The organism is Serratia sp. PL7 (genome assembly GCF_945957435.1).
In genome coordinates, this window is sequence record NZ_CAMFLB010000013.1 from 147,344 (window position 1) to 166,172 (window position 18,829).

The 18,829-nt window shown below is 55.3% G+C and carries 16 protein-coding genes; 12 read left to right on the forward strand and 4 right to left on the reverse strand.

Annotation, left to right across the window (positions count from 1 at the left end; all coding sequences use genetic code 11):
• The first annotated feature begins 261 nt into the window (after window positions 1–261).
• The 7 genes from sapA to N6G83_RS35105 all read left to right on the forward strand — a co-directional run bounded on the left by sapA (window position 262) and on the right by N6G83_RS35105 (window position 6,589).
• Window positions 262–1,914, forward strand: coding sequence for an ABC transporter substrate-binding protein SapA (gene sapA / locus N6G83_RS35075; RefSeq protein WP_211134680.1), 1,653 nt, complete (start codon window positions 262–264; stop codon window positions 1,912–1,914).
• Entirely contained in the window at window positions 1,911–2,876 is a 966-nt protein-coding gene (gene sapB / locus N6G83_RS35080; RefSeq protein ID WP_021806550.1) for a putrescine export ABC transporter permease SapB, read from the forward strand. Before sapA ends, sapB begins: the two co-directional genes overlap by 4 nt.
• A complete protein-coding gene (gene sapC, locus N6G83_RS35085; protein WP_024486758.1) occupies window positions 2,863–3,753 on the forward strand; it encodes a putrescine export ABC transporter permease SapC in 891 nt (296 codons plus the stop codon). The genes sapB and sapC overlap by 14 nt, the downstream gene beginning before the upstream one ends.
• Entirely contained in the window at window positions 3,753–4,745 is a 993-nt protein-coding gene (gene sapD / locus N6G83_RS35090; RefSeq protein ID WP_024529293.1) for a putrescine export ABC transporter ATP-binding protein SapD, read from the forward strand. The genes sapC and sapD overlap by 1 nt, the downstream gene beginning before the upstream one ends.
• A 1-nt stretch (window position 4,746) precedes the next feature.
• The gene (sapF, locus tag N6G83_RS35095; protein ID WP_024529292.1) at window positions 4,747–5,559 is read left to right on the forward strand and encodes a putrescine export ABC transporter ATP-binding protein SapF; all 813 of its coding nucleotides are present in this window, start codon (window positions 4,747–4,749) and stop codon (window positions 5,557–5,559) included.
• Between the two features lie 370 nt (window positions 5,560–5,929).
• Window positions 5,930–6,349: an MchS3 family protein gene (gene mchS3 / locus N6G83_RS35100; protein ID WP_211134681.1), complete on the forward strand. Its 420-nt coding sequence runs from the start codon at window positions 5,930–5,932 to the stop codon at window positions 6,347–6,349.
• A gap of 18 nt (window positions 6,350–6,367) precedes the next feature.
• Window positions 6,368–6,589 carry a hypothetical protein gene (locus N6G83_RS35105; RefSeq protein ID WP_121606966.1) on the forward strand — a complete coding sequence of 74 codons (222 nt, stop codon included), beginning with the start codon at window positions 6,368–6,370 and terminating at the stop codon, window positions 6,587–6,589.
• Between the two features lie 122 nt (window positions 6,590–6,711).
• On the opposite strand, the gene N6G83_RS35110 is transcribed toward N6G83_RS35105, so the two are convergent.
• Window positions 6,712–6,861 carry a hypothetical protein gene (locus tag N6G83_RS35110; protein ID WP_211134682.1) on the reverse strand — a complete coding sequence of 50 codons (150 nt, stop codon included), beginning with the start codon at window positions 6,859–6,861 and terminating at the stop codon, window positions 6,712–6,714.
• Window positions 6,862–6,962: 101 nt separating this feature from the next.
• Between N6G83_RS35110 and N6G83_RS35115 the strand changes: the two genes are divergently transcribed.
• Window positions 6,963–8,141, forward strand: coding sequence for a peroxidase-related enzyme (locus tag N6G83_RS35115; protein WP_260524111.1), 1,179 nt, complete (start codon window positions 6,963–6,965; stop codon window positions 8,139–8,141).
• Here the strand turns inward: N6G83_RS35115 and N6G83_RS35120 are convergent.
• A complete protein-coding gene (locus N6G83_RS35120) occupies window positions 8,130–9,026 on the reverse strand; it encodes a LysR family transcriptional regulator (protein WP_260524112.1) in 897 nt (298 codons plus the stop codon). The two genes, N6G83_RS35115 and N6G83_RS35120, sit on opposite strands and share 12 nt — an antisense overlap.
• A 204-nt stretch (window positions 9,027–9,230) precedes the next feature.
• Here N6G83_RS35120 and N6G83_RS35125 point away from each other — a divergent pair, with 204 nt between their 5' ends.
• Window positions 9,231–11,537 carry an FdhF/YdeP family oxidoreductase gene (locus N6G83_RS35125; RefSeq protein WP_211136052.1) on the forward strand — a complete coding sequence of 769 codons (2,307 nt, stop codon included), beginning with the start codon at window positions 9,231–9,233 and terminating at the stop codon, window positions 11,535–11,537.
• 90 nt (window positions 11,538–11,627) lie between these two features.
• Here N6G83_RS35125 and N6G83_RS35130 read toward each other — a convergent pair whose 3' ends face one another.
• On the reverse strand, window positions 11,628–12,587 hold the full coding sequence (locus N6G83_RS35130; RefSeq protein ID WP_024529288.1) for an oxidoreductase: 960 nt from the start codon (window positions 12,585–12,587) through the stop codon (window positions 11,628–11,630).
• A 193-nt stretch (window positions 12,588–12,780) separates the two neighbouring features.
• Here N6G83_RS35130 and N6G83_RS35135 point away from each other — a divergent pair, with 193 nt between their 5' ends.
• The gene (locus N6G83_RS35135; protein ID WP_211136051.1) at window positions 12,781–14,715 is read left to right on the forward strand and encodes an exoribonuclease II; all 1,935 of its coding nucleotides are present in this window, start codon (window positions 12,781–12,783) and stop codon (window positions 14,713–14,715) included.
• Between the two features lie 240 nt (window positions 14,716–14,955).
• Complete coding sequence (locus N6G83_RS35140) at window positions 14,956–17,022, forward strand: carbon starvation CstA family protein (protein ID WP_211136050.1); 2,067 nt, start codon at window positions 14,956–14,958, stop codon at window positions 17,020–17,022.
• Between the two features lie 89 nt (window positions 17,023–17,111).
• Here N6G83_RS35140 and fsa read toward each other — a convergent pair whose 3' ends face one another.
• On the reverse strand, window positions 17,112–17,777 hold the full coding sequence (gene fsa / locus N6G83_RS35145) for a fructose-6-phosphate aldolase (RefSeq protein ID WP_024529285.1): 666 nt from the start codon (window positions 17,775–17,777) through the stop codon (window positions 17,112–17,114).
• Between the two features lie 147 nt (window positions 17,778–17,924).
• On the opposite strand from fsa, the gene N6G83_RS35150 reads away from it, so the two are divergent.
• On the forward strand, window positions 17,925–18,827 hold the full coding sequence (locus N6G83_RS35150) for a glycyl-radical enzyme activating protein (RefSeq protein ID WP_024529284.1): 903 nt from the start codon (window positions 17,925–17,927) through the stop codon (window positions 18,825–18,827).
• The last annotated feature ends 2 nt before the right edge of the window (window positions 18,828–18,829 follow it).

The following is an 18,829-nucleotide window of genomic DNA, read 5'->3' on the forward strand; positions in this document are numbered from 1 at the left end:
TGTGGCCTTCCGTGAACTGCCAAGTGATGATAATGGTTCTCAGTATCATCTGTAAAGCAATTTGTTGAGAATTTTTCTCATTACCACACTAAGCTTGGGTAATTATCCACCAGCACTGATTGCAGGGTTAGGCCGGCCCGCCAGAAAACAGCAGCAAGCTTAACCAAACCGCCGAAATTTCAGCCATTTTGCTCAAGGAATTGGGCTGTTGGTCAGAGTGCGATACACTATCGTTATTGCTTAATAACCCATGAAGCGTCTATGCGTGGTTTACCTCTTTGGATAATGTCGCTCGGCTGCCTGGCAACGTCTGCCCTGGCCGCGACACCGGCTGTGCCCAGCGCAGCACCACCGCCAGCAGACATCCGCCAGAGCGGCTTTGTCTATTGCGTGAGCGGCATTCTGAACACCTTCAATCCGCAGATGGCCAGTAGCGGCCTGACGGTCGATACCCTGGCCGCCCAGCTTTACGATCGGCTGCTGGATGTCGACCCCTACACTTACCGCCTGATCCCAGAACTGGCGGAAAGTTGGGAAGTGCTGGACAACGGTGCTACCTACCGCTTCCACCTGCGCCGGGACGTGCCTTTCCAGACCACTGCCTGGTTCCAACCCACCCGCAAAATGAACGCCGACGATGTGGTGTTCAGCTTCCAGCGGGTGTTTGACCAGAAGCATCCGTTCCACAATGTTAACGGCGGTGAATACCCGTACTTCGACAGTTTGCAGTTTGCCGACTCCGTGCAAAGCGTAAAAAAACTGGACCAATACACCGTCGAGTTCCGCTTGCAGGCGCCGGATGCGTCCTTTTTGTGGCATCTGGCGACCCATTATGCGCCGGTGCTATCGGCTGAATATGCCGACAACCTGACGCTGGATGGCACCCAGGAAATGATCGATCGTGAACCGGTCGGCACCGGCCCATTCTTGTTGAACGAATACCGTTCCGGGCAATATATCCGTCTGGCACGCAATGACGTTTACTGGAAAGGGAAACCGCGCATGCCGCAGGTGGTGATCGACATGGGGGCCGGGGGCACGGGCCGCCTGTCCAAATTGCTTACCGGCGAGTGCGATGTGCTGGCCTACCCCGCCGCCAGCCAGCTTTCGATCCTGCGCGACGATCCGCGTTTACGCCTGACGCTGCGCCCAGGGATGAATATCGCCTATCTGGCCTTCAACACCCGCAAGCCGCCGCTGGATAACCTAAAAGTGCGCCAGGCTATTGCGTTAGCCATTAACAACCAGCGCCTGATGCAATCGATCTATTACGGCACGGCAGAGACCGCCGCGTCGATCCTGCCGCGCGCCTCCTGGGCCTATGATAATGATGCTCACGTTACTGAATACGATCCGGCCAAGGCGAGAGAAATGCTGCGCGAAGCTGGCGTGGGGCCGCTGGACCTGAAGCTGTGGGTGCCTACCGCATCGCAATCCTATAACCCCAGCCCGTTGAAAACGGCGGAGTTGCTACAGGCGGATTTGGCTCAGGTCGGCATTAATCTCACCATTGTTCCGGTAGAAGGCCGCTTCCAGGAAGCCCGGCTGATGGAGATGAACCACGATCTGACGCTCACCGGTTGGTCAACCGACAGTAACGATCCGGACAGCTTCTTCCGCCCGCTGCTCAGCTGTGCGGCAATCCGTTCGCAAACCAACTATGCTCACTGGTGCGATCCCGCTTTTGATGAACAGTTGCAGGACGCCTTGTTGTCACAGCAGTTATCACAGCGTATCGAGCATTATCAGCAGGCGCAGAAAATCCTCGAACAGCAGTTGCCGGTATTGCCGCTGGCCTCCTCTTTGCGTTTGCAGGCCTACCGTTATGATATTAAAGGGCTGGTGTTGAGCCCGTTCGGCAACTCATCATTTGCCGGGGTGTACCGTGAACCGGCGGAGGCCGCGAAAAAGTGATTATCTTTACCTTACGCCGCATCCTGTTGCTGCTGATCACGCTGTTTTTCCTGACGCTGGTCAGCTTCAGCCTGAGCTACTTCACCCCGCGCGCGCCGCTAAACGGTGCCGCCTTGTTGGACGCCTACCAGTTCTATTTCGTCAGCCTGCTGCACTGGGACTTTGGTGTCTCCAGCATCAATGGCCAGGCGATCAGCGAACAGCTGCGCGAAGTGTTCCCGGCCACCATGGAACTGTGCATTTTAGCCTTCACGCTGGCCCTGTTTATCGGCATTCCGCTGGGCATTATTGCCGGTGTGATGCGCGGCAAGTGGCAGGATACCGCCATCAGTACCTTTGCCCTGCTGGGCTTTTCCATCCCGGTGTTCTGGCTGGCGCTGCTGCTGATGCTCTATTTTTCACTGCATCTTGGCTGGCTGCCGGTGTCGGGCCGTTTCGATCTGCTGTATCAGGTCAAGCAGGTCACCGGTTTGGCGCTGGTTGACGCCTGGCTGTCTGACTCGCCTTATCGCAACGAGATGATTGCCAGTGCCCTGCGCCATATGGTGCTGCCGATTGCCGCTCTGGCAGTGGCCCCAATCACCGAGGTGATCCGCTTGATGCGCATCAGCACCGACGATGTTCTCAGCCAGAACTACATCAAGGCTGCCGCAACCCGTGGCCTGTCGCGCTTTACCATTATCCGCCGTCACGTGCTGCACAACGCGTTACCGCCGATCATCCCGAAGCTCGGTCTACAATTTTCTACCATGCTCACGCTGGCCATGATCACCGAGGTGGTGTTCAGTTGGCCAGGGCTGGGGCGCTGGCTGATCAATGCCATCCGCCAACAGGACTATGCGGCCATCTCCGCAGGCGTGATGGTGATCGGCACGCTGGTGATCACCATTAACGTGCTGGCCGACATTCTGGGCGCGGCGACCAACCCGCTGAAACATAAGGAATGGTATGCCCTTCGATAACGTATACCGCGAAAAGAAAATGCCTAGCCCGCTGCTCTATACCTGGCGGATTTTCTACGGCGACACTTTGGCGATGATTGGTTTTTATGGGGTGATCGGCCTGCTGCTGCTTTCCCTGTTCGGCAGCCTGCTGGCACCTTACGCCCTCGATCAGCAATTCTTGGGATATCAGTTGCTACCGCCCTCCTGGTCACGCTACGGCAACGTGTCGTTCTTCCTGGGCACCGACGATCTGGGCCGCGATATCCTCAGCCGTTTGCTGACTGGCACCGCTGCCACCTATGGTTCGGCACTGATTGTGACCATCGCCGCCGCCCTTTGTGGCGTGATCCTCGGTGTGTTTGCCGGGGTCACCCATGGCCTGCTGTCTGCGATGCTCAACCATATTCTCGATACCCTGCTCTCCATCCCTTCACTGCTGCTGGCGATTATCGTGGTGGCATTCCTCGGGCCGAAGCTGGAACACGCCATGCTGGCCGTTTGGCTGGCGCTGTTGCCACGGATGGTGCGTACCATCTACAGCGCAGTGCACGATGAGCTGGAAAAAGAGTACGTAGTCGCAGCCCGTCTGGATGGCGCTTCGACAATGCAGATCCTGTGGTACGCCGTGGTGCCGAACATTGCCGCCGTACTGATCACCGAATTCACCCGCGCGTTGTCGATGGCCATTCTCGACATCGCGGCGTTGGGCTTCCTCGATCTGGGGGCGCAGTTGCCTTCCCCGGAATGGGGAGCCATGTTAGGCGATTCGTTGGAGTTGGTGTATGTCGCACCTTGGACCGTGATGCTGCCCGGTGCTGCTATTCTGATCAGCGTGTTGCTGGTTAACCTGTTGGGCGACGGAATACGCCGTGCGATCAATGCGGGAGTGGAATAATGCCGTTACTCGATATCCGCAATCTGACGATTGAATTTATGACCGCCGAAGGGCCGGTGAAGGCCGTCGATCGCGTCAGCATGACGCTGACCGAAGGTGAAGTGCGCGGCCTGGTAGGCGAATCCGGCTCAGGAAAAAGCCTGATCGCCAAAGCCATATGCGGCGTGACCAAAGATAACTGGCGCGTCACCGCCGACCGCTTCCGCTTTAACGATATCGATCTGTTGCAGCTCAGCCCGCGTGAACGACGCAAACTGGTGGGCCACAACGTTTCGATGATCTTCCAGGAGCCTCAATCCTGTCTTGATCCTTCCGAAAGCATTGGCCGCCAGTTGGCACAGGCCATTCCCGGCTGGACTTACAAGGGCCGTTGGTGGCAGCGCTTTAACTGGCGCAAACGGCGGGCGATTGAGCTGTTGCACCGCGTCGGTATCAAGGATCACCTCGATATCATGGGCAGCTTCCCTTACGAGCTCACCGAAGGGGAATGCCAGAAAGTGATGATCGCCATAGCGTTGGCCAATCAGCCAAGATTGCTGATTGCCGATGAGCCAACCAACGCCATGGAACCCACCACGCAGGCACAGATCTTCCGCCTGCTGGCGCGCCTGAACCAAAACAACAACACGACCATCCTACTGATCAGCCATGATTTGCAGATGATGAGCAAATGGGCTGACAGGGTTAACGTGCTGTACTGCGGCCAGACGGTGGAAAGTGCGCAATGTGAAGATCTGCTTGCCGCCCCTCATCATCCTTATACCCAGGCGCTGATCCGCGCCATGCCGGACTTTGGCCGCTCACTGCCACATAAGAGCCGCCTGAATACGCTGCCGGGAGCGATCCCCTCATTGGAACATCTGCCGATCGGCTGCCGCCTGGGGCCACGCTGCCCGTATGCGCAAAAGCAATGCATTGAAACCCCGCGCCTGCGCCCGGTGAAGAATCACCTGTTCGCCTGCCACTTCCCGCTGAACATGGAGGAGCAATAACATGGAAACGCTATTGGAAGTGCGCAACCTGACCAAAACCTACCGCTATCGCACCGGGCTGTTCCGCCGCCAGCATGTGGAGGCGGTCAAGTCTGTCAGCTTTACCCTGCGTGAGGGCCAGACGCTGGCGATCATCGGTGAAAACGGCTCGGGTAAGTCAACTCTGGCGAAGATGCTTTCCGGCATGGTGGAACCCTCTTCGGGTGAAGTGCTGATCGACGACCATGCGTTGGCCTATGGCGATTATCGCTACCGTAGCCAGCGTATCCGCATGATTTTCCAGGATCCGAGCACCTCGCTCAACCCACGTCAGCGCATCGGTCAGTTGCTTGATGCACCGCTACGTTTGAATACCGAGTTGGAAGCCGCAGAGCGCGAGGTACGCATCAACCAGACCCTGCGCCAGGTGGGGATGCTGCCAGACCACGCTTATTATTATCCGCACATGCTGGCCTCCGGGCAGAAACAGCGCGTGGCATTGGCACGGGCGTTGATCCTGCAGCCAAAGGTAATTGTTGCCGATGAAGCGCTGGCTTCGCTGGATATGTCGATGCGTTCGCAGATCATCAACCTGATGCTGGAGCTCCAGGAAAAACACGGGATTGCCTATATTTATGTGACGCAGCATCTGGGCATGATGAAGCATATCAGCGACCAGGTGATGGTGATGCATGAAGGGGAAATCGTGGAACGTGGCAGCACCGCCGAAGTGCTGGCTGCACCGCTACACGATCTCACCAAGCGGCTGATTGCCAGCCACTTTGGCGAAGCGCTCACTGCCGATGCCTGGCGACGTGACGGCGGCAGGTTTTAGATAACTATCTTTGCGGGCTAGATTACGCCCCTTCCCCGTAAGAAAAAGGGACCTAACGTGCTTCATATTTGCACCTATATCTAATCACCACTCTGGGCCCTCTCTTTTTAAAGGAGAAGGCTCAGAGTGAAGGGAGATAGCGATAACTGATGTTCCATCCAGTTACTAATTAGTGCTCAATGCCCAATAAATAACCTGACACTTCCATGAGGATAATTGACAGTCTTTTTAAGCAATGATAAGGTGCATAAAATATGCCAAAGGATTGGGCTTTATCTTTAACCACATACCGGGATTATCCATTCACAATATCAATGTAACTCCGGTTTTTAATTCTTAATAAATCCAAACAATTCGTGTTGGACGCTATATGATTGCAGATAAAGTAAGACTAGGCGGTATCCTAATTATATTGTCGCTATTTTTCAGCGGAACATCATTCGCCAAAGCGCCATCCCACACAGAGAGTGAACTAAGTATGCAAAGTACGTTCTCTCTCGGCAACAATGGGTTCATTGGCTCTATCAGCGAAGCTGAAAAGCTATATCTTGCTATATTACAACAAGATAATGGCGGTGATATCTTTATGCGTCTAGCAATATCCAGCACGTCAACCCCAGAAAGTAAGCTCTACGCAATCTGCGGTTTGAAAAAGCTGGGTCGGGAACCTCCGTCTTCAGCGGCGCTTAGCAAGATTTTAAACCAAGATATCACCATGCTAAAAGGAGACATCTTAAGAAAGGTGAAATTTAGCGAAGTATATGATTCAATCAAAATTAATGGATGTTAAATTGATAAGGAGACAGTAATGAGAAACCTCAGTACAGAAGAAATCACTTTAATCTGCGGCAGCATGAAATTAGACGGCATGCGCGAATCTACTAACGTCATCGATCAAAGAGGCTCAGACAAAGGTTCTTATATTGATGCTAACGGTACTTGTTGGGCACCTGGGACAAATTCATCAACCATGTTCCCCAATGGTGGCAGCTCAAATAATACGAGTAACAATCCCATCTTCGGTAATTAAGACTATAGCCACTTGCTTGTAAGCTGCTAGTGGCTTCTTCCCCACTAGCAGCAAATGCATATCACATTCTTGCAATATGAAAGCATATTTTATTCCATCCAGTTATTAATTAGCACTTAACATTATTTTATCTCGCCAATCGAATCGGTGAAGATATCCCCTACGTTGAACCTTACAAACAACAGGATATCGCGCTGATGAACCACACCCGCCACCAACGCTTCTCGCAACTGATGCTTATCCTTGCCGCTGGCTTCGCTATTTATGGCCATGGTCTATGCAGCCATGACTGATGCCTGCCCCGTGGTTTTTTACCCTGCCACCGTTGCCAACTGTAACGGTGGCTTGTTGTATTGATGAAGGATTTTATCCGATGGAACATCGCCTAACCCCTTTCCAGTGGTACCACGAAACCCAGCGAAGCTCAGGCGACAGTTCGCCACTTGAGCCTGCCGCAGCAAGCTTGCGGGAGCGTTTTTTGTTAGGCCTGGGCTCATTTACCGACGAGGGATTGAATGCCGCCCTCAGCGATCGTATTGACGTTTTTACCGCGTCTTCGGCCTGCTATCCAGTACTGTTCCCCGATCGGGTCAGCGTTTCGCGAGAAGTGACGTTGTCACCTTACGATCGTCTGTCGACGGCCTTGACGGTGGCACAGGTCACCGGCGTGCAATCGCTTTGTAGCCATTACGCTGCTCGCCTCGCCCCTCTGGACAGCCCGGATGCTACGCGGGAAAGCAATGTCCGCCTGGCACAAATCACCCAATACGCCCGCCAACTCGCCAGCCAACCTACACTGATTTGCCCCAAGGCGTTACAACAGCTCGGCGAAGTTGGCCTGAGCACGCAAGATATTGTGACGTTTTCGCAAATCATCGGTTTCGTTAGCTATCAGGCACGGGTGGTCGCCGGTATTGCAGCGCTGGCAGGCAGACCCGCCGTGGTGTTACCAGGTTTCCCTCAAATCGAAGATGCCAACGCGGCAGGATTTTCCTGTGCGACACGCTTATGGCAAACTCGCCTGCCGGAGATCGTAGTCGAGCAGGCCCAGGCTCGGCAGCTCGACATTCTGGACCAAAGCCACCCGGACGCCCGCAGCGAGTCTTATTACTTGCTGTTAGCCCACGACGCGCCTGCCCTGCATGAGCGCAATGCGGTATTTAACAGTATTACCCACCACGCTGACGGGCTATCCCCACGCCTGAAGGCTTTGGTTGCTCTGGTGACATCACGTATTAATGGCAGCCATTATTGTGCCGCCACGCTAGCCAATAACATTGCCGATCGGGAGTTGGCACTGGCATTAGTGGCTGGGATTGATAACGCGCTTGAGGTTGCCGGCGATCCGGTGACCGCAGCCGTGATAGGCGTGACGGCCGAGCTGACGCGAACGCCTGAGAAATTCACGGCACAAAGCGTGCAGCCGCTGCTCAACAGCGGGCTGGATCGGTCGCAGGCATTGGACGTGATTTTAACCAGCGCGCTGTACGCTTGGGAAAACCGGCTGCGTTACAGTCTTGGCGATACGGTGGCAGCCGATCTAGTTCAGTAACCAAGCCTGAGCCGCATCAAAAAAGTGTTGCGCCAGCGGCGTGGCCCTTGCTGGCTCGGCGATCACCAAGGCGGCATGACGAGACATCGGCGCAATGGCAACGCTGCGCCGTTGCAGCTGCGGCATCATTTCCATCTGCAAGTTACCTCCGGGGAATAACCCGCAACCCAAGCCGACAAAAATCCCCTGTAGCAGTTGGAAGATCGAGGTGGTTTCCATCCGGGTATGCTGCGTCAAGCCCACCTCACGAAATTGTTGATCCAGGTAACGGCGGAAGTAACGCGTCGGCTCTGCCAGGCATAATGGCAACTCCGCCACGGCTGCCAGCGTGAGTGGGCTTTCCCCCACCAGCTCAGGGAAATGCTGCGGATGAAATACCAGGTCAATGCCGCTGTCAGCCAAAGACTGCGACTGAAAATGCAGTTCCTTGAGCGTTGGTAACTCAAAGAAACCGATGCCGATATCCACCGTGTGCGCAGTCAGCGCTTCCAACAACTGATCGGCGCTCAATACCGCTACGCGATAGTCCAACTGCGGGTAACGCTCACTGACCGCCTTCAACATCTGCGCTAACGAAATACTGCACTGCGGCACGGTGCCGATACGCAACGTCCCGTTCAACCCGTGTTTCAGCGACTCCACTTCCAGCTTCAGCCCCTGATAAACGGAAACAATTTCCCGTGCCCAGGCCAAGACCCGCTCACCTTCTGCGGTGAAGCCCTCAAAATTGTTGCCACGGTTGATCAGCGAGACACCTAGTTCTTTTTCCAGGTTTTTCAGCCGCATGGATAAGGTCGGCTGGCTGACAAAGCTGGCCTCTGCGGCGCGGCCAAAATGGCGTTCCCGCTCAAGATTACACAGGTAGATCAGTTGCTTAATATCCATGTATTGGCCCGGAAAATGGTTTCTGCGTGAAGTATATCATTTGCTACAGCCTTGCTGGCAGCGGCGATAAGTGTCGTCTATCCCATCATTGCTCTATTCGATTAGACGCCTGGCCTTTCCCCCCCTAGACTTGCCACATAAATACTCAAAATGCTTAAAAAAGCATTTACCTTTTAGCTACATTAATCACCTGCGAAGAAAATCATGAAATTTAAACCGTCAATCAAGCCTTATCGCGGCGCGGCGGGCGGCTGGGGCTCATTAGAAGCCACCACCCGCTATGTGTTCGACAGCAAACAGGCGCTGAAAAATCTGCGCAACCTGATGCGCGTTAACAAGGCGCGTGGTTTCGACTGCCCCGGCTGTGCCTGGGGTGATGACAACCACAGCACTTTCAGCTTCTGCGAGAACGGAGCCAAAGCCGTCAGTTGGGAAGCCACTCGCAATGCGGTTGAACCGGCCTTCTTTGCGGCCCACAGCGTCAGTACCCTGCGTGAGCAAAGCGACTACTTTCTGGAGTATCAAGGCCGGTTGACACACCCGATGCGCTACGACGCCAAAACCGATCGCTATCAGCCCATCACCTGGCCGGATGCCTTAAAACTTATCGCCAGCCATATCCAGGCAATGGATAACCCTAACCAGATTGAGCTGTACACCTCAGGCCGCGCCAGCAATGAAGCCTCCTACCTTTATCAGCTGTTTGGCCGGATGCTGGGCACCAGCAACTTCCCGGACTGTTCCAATATGTGCCACGAAGCCAGTGGCGTTGGCCTCAAGCAGAGCATCGGCGTCGGCAAAGGCACCATCCGTATGGATGACTTCGAGCATGCCGACGCGATTTTTGTGTTTGGCCAGAACCCCGGTACCAACCATCCACGCATGCTGCACAGCTTAAAACACGCGGCCAGCCGCGGCGCGCGTATCGTCAGTTTCAATACCCTACGCGAACGAGGGTTGGAAAGGTTTGCCGACCCGCAAAACCCGATCCAGATGCTGACGCCCAAGTCCTCTCCTATCAGTTCGGCCTACTTCCAGCCCAACCTGGGTGGCGATATGGCGGCGGTGCGCGGCATGGTGAAGGCGCTACTGGAAACCCACCGCCAGCGGATAGCCGCCAATGAGCCAGGTCTGTTCGACCAGCCGTTTATCGATCGGCATTGTGTGGGCATCGAAGAGTATCTGGCTCAGGTGGATGCCACCTCATGGCAACAAATCACCACGCAATCCGGGTTGAGTGAAACCCAACTGCGCCATGCGGCTGCGATTTACCAAGGCGCAAAGCGTGTTATCTGCACCTGGGCGATGGGCGTCACGCAGCATAAGCACTCTGTACCAACGGTGCGCGAGATCACCAACCTGCAGTTGTTGTTCGGCCAGTTGGGCAAACCAGGCGCGGGCCTGTGCCCGGTACGCGGCCACAGCAACGTGCAAGGCAACCGCACCATGGGCATCGATGAAAAAGCACCCAAGGCGCTGCTGGATAGTTTGGAGCAGCATTTTGGCTTTAGCCCCCGCCGCGAGATGGGCCACAATACGGTCGAAGCCATTGAAGCGATGCTGCGGGGTGAGGTCAAGGTGCTGATTGCGCTTGGAGGCAACCTTGCAGCAGCGGCACCGGATACCGAGCGTACCGCTCAAGCCTTGCGCCGTTGTGATTTGACGGTGCATATCAGCACCAAGCTGAACCGCAGCCACCTGATCACCGGTAAAGATGCTTTGATCTTGCCGACGCTGGGGCGTACCGAGTTGGATATGCAGGCCAGCGGCCCGCAATACATCACGGTGGAAGATTCCTTCAGCATGGTGCACGCTTCCGAGGGCATCGGCAAACCGCTGACAGACACCCAGCGTTCTGAAACCGCGATTGTCTGCGGCATTGCCGACGCGGTGCTGGGCAACCAAAAGTTGGATTGGCTGGAGCTGGCCGACGATTATTCACTGATCCGCCAGCATATCCAGGCCACCATTCCCGGCTTTGACGATTTTAACCAGCGCTGTGAGCAACCAGGAGGGTTCTATCTGGGCAACGCCGCTGCCGAATTGCGCTTTGCAACTCAAAGCGGCAAAGCCGAGTTCAGTGCCGCTCCGCTACCCGATACATTGTTCCCGCAAATCGGGGCGGAAAAAGCACCGTTCGTGCTGCAAACCCTGCGTTCACACGATCAGTACAACACCACCATCTATGGACTGGACGATCGCTATCGCGGCGTTTACGGCCAGCGCGAGGTGCTGTTTATTCACCCTGAAGATTTGGCCGATCTTGGCCTGCAAGATGGAGAGTTGGTGGAAATCGAAACCTTATGGAACGATGGCATAACCAGAAAGGTCAGCGGTTTCAAGCTGGTCAGCTACGATATCCCACGCGGTAATCTGGCAGCCTACTATCCTGAAACCAACCCGCTGGTGCCGCTGGCCAGTTTTGGTGATGGCACCGGCACGCCGACCTCCAAATCGATTCCCGTCGCCATCCGCCGCTGCGCTCAGACACCTACATTGCGTATTGTTTAGTCTATTAAGAAAAGTTCTAGATACTCAGTCTCAACCCTACTTCATCAGATGGTTGAGACTGAAAATGTTCATTTTTAAATGACACAACAGCTAACGCTCAGGGAATGCATTCACGCCGGTAAGCTTGGCCGTGAAGGACCATAATTTTAATGCCTCTGCAGGATCAATCGCATATTCGCAAACGCCCACAAATGGCTCATCATAATCAGATGCCAGACCGGCTACATCACAATCCTCACAGTAAAGTCCTCCAAGACCGTCCAGCAAAGGACTTGTAGCGGCCCATACCTCAGTGGCAGCCCCTTGTGCTGGGGACTTAAAACTGGGATCGATGGGGTTACCCTCCAAATCCAGCCAACCTTCTCCGATCATTTCCTCATTTGTCAGGTGACGCTGCAGTGGTGTGAATATTTTACCTGGGTGCAGTGAGAAAGCATGAATATCCCGACTTTTACCATAATTATCCAGTTGAAGCGCAAATAGAATATTGGCCGTTTTTGACTGACCATATGCGAGCCATTTGTCGTAACCTTTAGTAAACTGAATATCGTCCCATCGGATGGGTGAATTATGATGGCCAGCGGATGAAACGCAAACCACCCTGCCGCCGGGACGTATGTTATTCCAAATGAGATTTACCAGAACATAGTGTCCAACGTGGTTGGTTGCAAACTGGCATTCCCACCCCGGGCCGACTCGACGTTCTGGACAGGCCATAATACCTGCATTGCAAATGACATAGTCAAAGGCATAGCCGTTAGCAGCAATGATAGAGGCCAGATTTCTAACCGATAAAAGGTCTGAAAGCTCGAGTGGCAATAGTGTAATATTGGCAAGCTCATTGAGCGCTTTTGCTGCGTTATCGACGTTGCGAGCAGCCACAAAAACGTGCACACCTGCGGAAGAAAGCGCTTTAGTCGCTTCCAAACCCAAGCCTGAGTGCCCGCCAGTAATTAGCGCCGTCTTACCCTTGAGATTAAGACCGGAAAGAACATCAACAGCGGTAGTTAACTTACCGAACCCTGATTGGATTGATTCTTGTACTCTCATGCTCCCTCCTTACCCTTAGTAGTCTGATGAAGGTAACACCCACGGCCTTTGCACTACGGCTTTTTCTTGCGGACTGCATAATTATCGCGAGCCATCGTCGGAAAAGCGTGACGTTTGGCTTGCCCGCAAGGAGTGATTCGCGTAAAACTGTCAGCCGCAAATCTTGCCACTCACAACCCATTCACTGGACGATATGTTTCAAGATAACCCGCTGCTGGCGCAGCTTAAACAGCAACTTCACTCTCAAACCCCGCGTGTTGAAGGCGTAGTAAAAGGGACTGAGAAAGGTTTTGGCTTTTTAGAAGTCGACGGGCAGAAAAGTTACTTTATTCCGCCGCCGTACATGAAAAAAGTCATGCATGGGGATCGTATCGTCGCCACCCTGCATACCGAAAAAGAGCGCGAAATCGCTGAACCGGAAAACCTGGTTGAGCCTTTCCTGTCGCGTTTTGTTGGCCGGGTGCAGAAAAAAGACGATCGCCTGTCGATTATCCCCGATCATCCGTTGCTGAAAGACGCGATCCCATGCCGTCCGGCGCGTGATGTGACCCATAACTTCCAGGCCGGTGACTGGGCCGTCGCAGAAATGCGCCGTCATCCGCTGAAAGGCGACCGCACTTTCAATGCCGATCTGACTCAGTTCATCACCGACGGTGAAGATCACTTCGCGCCGTGGTGGGTCACGCTGGCTCGCCATAATCTTGAAAAAGAAGCACCAGACATGGTCACGATCTCCGAACAAGAGACTTCGCTGGTCCGTGAGGACCTGACCGCGCTGGACTTCGTCACCATTGATAGCGCCAGCACCGAAGATATGGACGATGCGCTGCACGTGCAAGACAACGGTGACGGCTCGCTGCTGTTGACCATCGCCATTGCCGATCCTACCGCCTATGTCGAGCAAGGCAGCAAACTGGATGATATCGCCCGCAAGCGCGCGTTCACCAACTACCTGCCGGGCTTCAATATTCCGATGTTGCCACGCGATCTATCCGACAACCTGTGCTCGCTGCGTCCAAATGAGCGCCGCTCGGTGCTGGCTTGCCGCGTGACTATCGCCGCAGACGGTGCACTGGGCAACGATATCCATTTCTTCGCCGCCGAAATCGAGTCCAAAGCCAAACTGGTTTATGACGAGGTTTCTGACTGGCTGGACGGCGTCGCTGGCTGGCAGCCACCGAGCGAGAGCATCGCACAGCAGATCACTTTGCTTAAACAGGTTTGCGATGCACGCAGCGCCTGGCGCCATCAGCATGCGCTGGTGTTCAAGGATCGCCCTGACTACCGCTTTGTCCTCGGCGAGAAAGGCGAAGTGCTGGACATTGTTACCGAACAGCGTCGTACCGCCAACCGTATCGTTGAAGAGTGCATGATCGCCGCCAACGTCTGTGCCGCGCTGGTGCTGCGCGATCGTCTGGGCTTTGGCATCTATAACGTGCATAACGGCTTTGATCCCGCCCTGGTTGAGCAGGCGGTTACCGTGTTGCAGGCCAACGGCGTTGAAGCCGATGCCGAGAAGCTGCTGACCCTGGAAGGATTCTGTGAACTGCGCCGTCACCTCGACTCGCAGCCAACCCAGTTCCTGGACAGCCGCATCCGCCGCTTCCAGACCTTTGCCGAGATCAGCACCACGCCTGGCCCGCACTTCGGTCTGGGGCTGGAGGCGTACGCCACCTGGACCTCTCCGATCCGTAAGTATGGCGATATGGTCAACCATCGTCTGCTGAAAGCCATTATCAGCGAGCAGGCGGCGGAAAAACCGCAGGACGATGTCACCGTGCAACTGACCGAGCGCCGCCGTTTGAACCGCATGGCAGAGCGAGACGTTGGTGACTGGTTGTATGCCCGTTTCCTCAAGGATAAAGCTGGAACCGATGAGCGCTTCAACGCCGAGATCATCGACGTAACCCGCGGTGGCCTGCGCGTACGCCTGCTGGACAACGGCGCGATGGCCTTTATCCCTGCCCCGTTCATCCACGCGGTTCGCGACGAGATGGTGTGTAGCCAAGAGACCGGCACCGTGCAGGTGAAGGGCGAAGTCATCTATCGCCAAAGCGATAGTTTGCAAGTGAACATTGCCGAAGTGCGTATGGAAACCCGTAGCGTAATCGCCAGACCGGTGGCCTAACGTTATCCTTGTTCGATCAAGGCGATACTTCGGTATCGCCTTTTTTATGCCTGCAATAACCTATTCTGCCCCCGTATGGCACGCTTCTTTCAGCAAACTCCAACTGAGTTCACATTTCTGATCCGACCAGCCACCGCCCGCGTTTAAACCTCCTACGTTTAATGAGTCGTTAACTTTTTGACGTACTCACAAACTAAAAAAATCACCTTTCTACCTCTGCACAACAAGGAGTTGCGGAACATGAAAAACGTCAAGTCGGCCATCATCTGGCTCGCGGTGGCGCTGGTCGGTGCCTTCGCTTTTGGCATGCTGGCTTTGAGCCGCGGGGAGCACGTCAACGCTGTCTGGCTGGTGGTGGCCTCCGTCGCCTGCTACAGCATTGCCTACCGCTTCTATAGCCGGTTTATTGCCAAGAACGTCTTTGAACTCGATGACCGTCGGTTAACGCCAGCGGAGCGCCATAACGATGGCCTGGACTATGTCCCCACCAACAAATGGGTGCTGTTTGGTCACCACTTTGCCGCCATTGCCGGTGCTGGCCCGCTGGTAGGGCCTATCCTGGCAGCGCAGATGGGCTTCCTGCCTGGCACCATCTGGATATTGGTTGGGGTGATGCTGGCTGGTGCGGTGCAAGATTTCCTGATCCTCTTTATTTCCACTCGCCGCGACGGACGCTCGCTGGGGGAAATGGCCAAGCAGGAGTTAGGCGCTTTTGCCGGTGTGGTAACCATGCTGGGCGCACTTGGGGTGATGATCATCATCCTCTCGGCGCTGGCGTTGGTGGTCGTTAAAGCGCTGGCAGACAGCCCTTGGGGTCTCTTCACCATTGCTGCCACCATCCCGATTGCGCTGTTTATGGGCGTTTACATGCGCTTTATCCGCCCAGGCAAGATTGCCGAGGTTTCGCTGATCGGCTTTGTGCTGATGATGATGGCGATCGTCTACGGGGGTAATATCGCCATGCACCCATACTGGGGGCCGTTCTTTACCCTGCACGGCACCACCCTGACCTGGGTGCTGGTGATTTATGGTTTTGTCGCCTCGGTGCTGCCGGTGTGGTTGCTGCTGGCTCCGCGTGACTATCTTTCTACCTTCCTGAAAATCGGTGTGATCGTGGGGCTGGCGGTAGGCATCGTGTTCGCGATGCCGGAAATGAGAATGCCGGCGGTGTCACGCTTTATCGATGGCAGCGGCCCGGTGTTTGCCGGTTCACTGTTCCCGTTCCTGTTTATCACCATTGCCTGTGGCGCGATTTCCGGGTTCCACGCCCTGGTCTCCAGTGGCACCACACCGAAGCTGGTTGAGCGTGAGAGCCATATCCGCTTTATTGGCTACGGCGGCATGCTGATGGAGTCCTTCGTGGCCATCATGGCGCTGATTTGCGCTTCAGTGATCGACCCAGGCGTCTACTTTGCAATGAACTCACCGGCGGCGCTGATCGGCACCACGGTGGAGAGCGCATCGCAGATGATCAACAGTTGGGGCTTTATGGTCACTCCGGAAACGCTGACGCAGATTGCCCATGATGTGGGCGAGAAGTCGGTGCTGTCCAGGGCGGGTGGCGCACCAACCTTTGCCGTCGGCATGGCCCATATCATTAGCGAGGTGTTTAACAGCCGGGCGATGATGGCCTTCTGGTATCACTTTGCCATCCTGTTTGAAGCTCTGTTTATCCTCACAGCGGTGGATGCGGGCACCCGTGCCTGTCGCTTTATGGTGCAGGATCTGGTTGGCGTCGCCGTTCCGCGCTTGGCGAACAACCGTTCCTGGTTCGGCAACCTGGCCGGCTCCACCGTGGCCGTCGCCGGTTGGGGCTTCTTCGTTTATCAGGGCGTCGTTGACCCGTTAGGTGGGATCAATACGCTGTGGCCGCTGTTCGGCATTGGTAACCAGATGTTGGCTTCAATGGCGCTAATCCTGGGCACCGTGGTGCTGTTCAAAATGAAGAAACAGCGTTACGCCTGGGTGACCATACTGCCCACGATCTGGCTGTTTATCACCTCAATGACGGCGGGCTGGCAGAAGATTTTCCATGAGAAACCCAGCATCGGCTTCCTGGCGCAGGCGAAGAAATTCTCTGCCGGGATTGAATCGAACACGGTTATCGCCCCGGCCAAATCCATTGCGGATATGCAGACCATCGTGTTTGCCAATCAGATTAACGCCGCGTTGTGCGCCTTCTTTATGCTGGTTGCGGTGACGATGCTGGTTTCGGCCTTCTTCGTGGTGCGCCGCGCGTTGAGTTCCAAAACGCCTACGGTACGTGAAAGCACGATCGTGTTGCGTGAGGAAACCGGGCGTATCTAACTGAACGGGTGCCCTACAGGATGAGCCGGTTGAAACTGGCTCATCGAATGCCTGCAAGGGCGGCCAGGTGCCGCCCTTTTCAATGCACTTTAGCTGATCAGCGTCGTGCCGAAAGCCCCCAGCCAATCCTGTTCAAACTTCTCTACCGCCGCCTGAACCGCCGGGGTGGAAATAAACTGTTCTGCCACATCCACCGGTAAAGTGATCGACTGACAGCCTGCCAACAGACACTCCAACGCCTGACGTGGCGTTTTGAAGCTGGCCGCCAGCACCTTGGCATGAGGAGCATGCAGCGATAACAGCTGTTGCAACTCGTGCACCATTTCAACGCCGTCGCCACCCTGTGCGTCCAAACGGTTAACGTAAGGTGCTACATACTCTGCCCCGGCCAACGCCGCCAGCAGCCCCTGACCAGCGCCGTAAACGGCGGTACCCAAGGTTGGGATCGACATGGATTTCAGCTTCTTGATTGCCGCCAGCCCCTCTGCGGTGGTGGGGATCTTCACTACCAGGCCCGGCACGCGTTGACTCAGCAGGACGGCTTCGGCAACCATACGTTCCGCGTCGTTGGCCATCACCTGGGCAAACAGCTTGCCGGTACCGCCTAACGCATCACGCAAGGCCGGGAGAACCTCCCAGATCGGCTTGCCTTCTTTGGCAACAATGCTTGGGTTGGTGGTCACACCGTGCAGCGGCAAGACGCGCGCCAAACGTTTCACTGCGCTGACGTCGGCAGTATCGAGATACAGTTCCATAACCTTCTCCTGATTCTTTTGTGGGCAGATTCAAACTCTGAACATAATAAGCGAAAAAAGCCCTTATCATTTGATTAAAATCAAATCAACTTTCATTCGAAACCTATTTAATTTACGTAAGAAGATTTTGGACTTCGCAGGTGACGAATGCTTTTCAATCTACAGCGCTACTCAACACATGACGGCCCAGGCATCCGCAGCGTGGTATTCCTTAAGGGCTGCTCACTTGGCTGCCGCTGGTGCCAGAACCCGGAAAGCCGTTCGCGCCAGCAGGAGCTGCTGTTTGACGAGCGCCTGTGTCTGGCGGCCTGTACCCTGTGCAGTGAGAGTTGCCCGCACGCGATCACCCGCGTCGACGACAAGACTCTGAGCCTGCAACGTTCATTACTCACTGCCGCCGATTATGACGCATTAAACGGCTGTTGCCCAACCGGGGCGCTGAGCGTCTGCGGTACGGCGCTCGACCTTGATGCGGTAATGGCCGAAGTGATGCGCGATAAACCTTACTATTTGCGTACCGGCGGTGGCCTGACGCTGTCCGGCGGTGAGCCGTTTATGCAGCCAGAGGTTGCGGCTGAACTGCTCAAACGCGGGCGCGAGGCCGGTATCCATACCGCTGTAGAATCTTGCCTGCATACGCCTTGGTCCTATATCGAGCCATCTCTGCCCTGGCTAGATCTGATGCTGGCAGATCTGAAGCACGTCGACCAGGTTCGCTTCAAGCAATGGACCGAAGGCTCCGCCAAACGGGTGATGGATAACTTTCGCCGCTTGGCCGCCGCTGGCACTCAGATCACCGTGCGGGTGCCGTTAATCCCCGAATTCAACGCCGATCGCGACTCGATCCGCGCCATTACCGACTTTGCTGCCGATGAGATCGGCGTCAAAGAGATCCATTTTTTACCGTACCACACGCTGGGGATGAATAAATACCATCTGCTCGGCGCGCCTTACTACGCTTCCCGTACCCCACTAGACGACCCCGAACTGCTGGCCTATGCCGAAGATTACGCCAGCGCCAAAGGTCTGACCGCCATTTTGCGAGGATAACA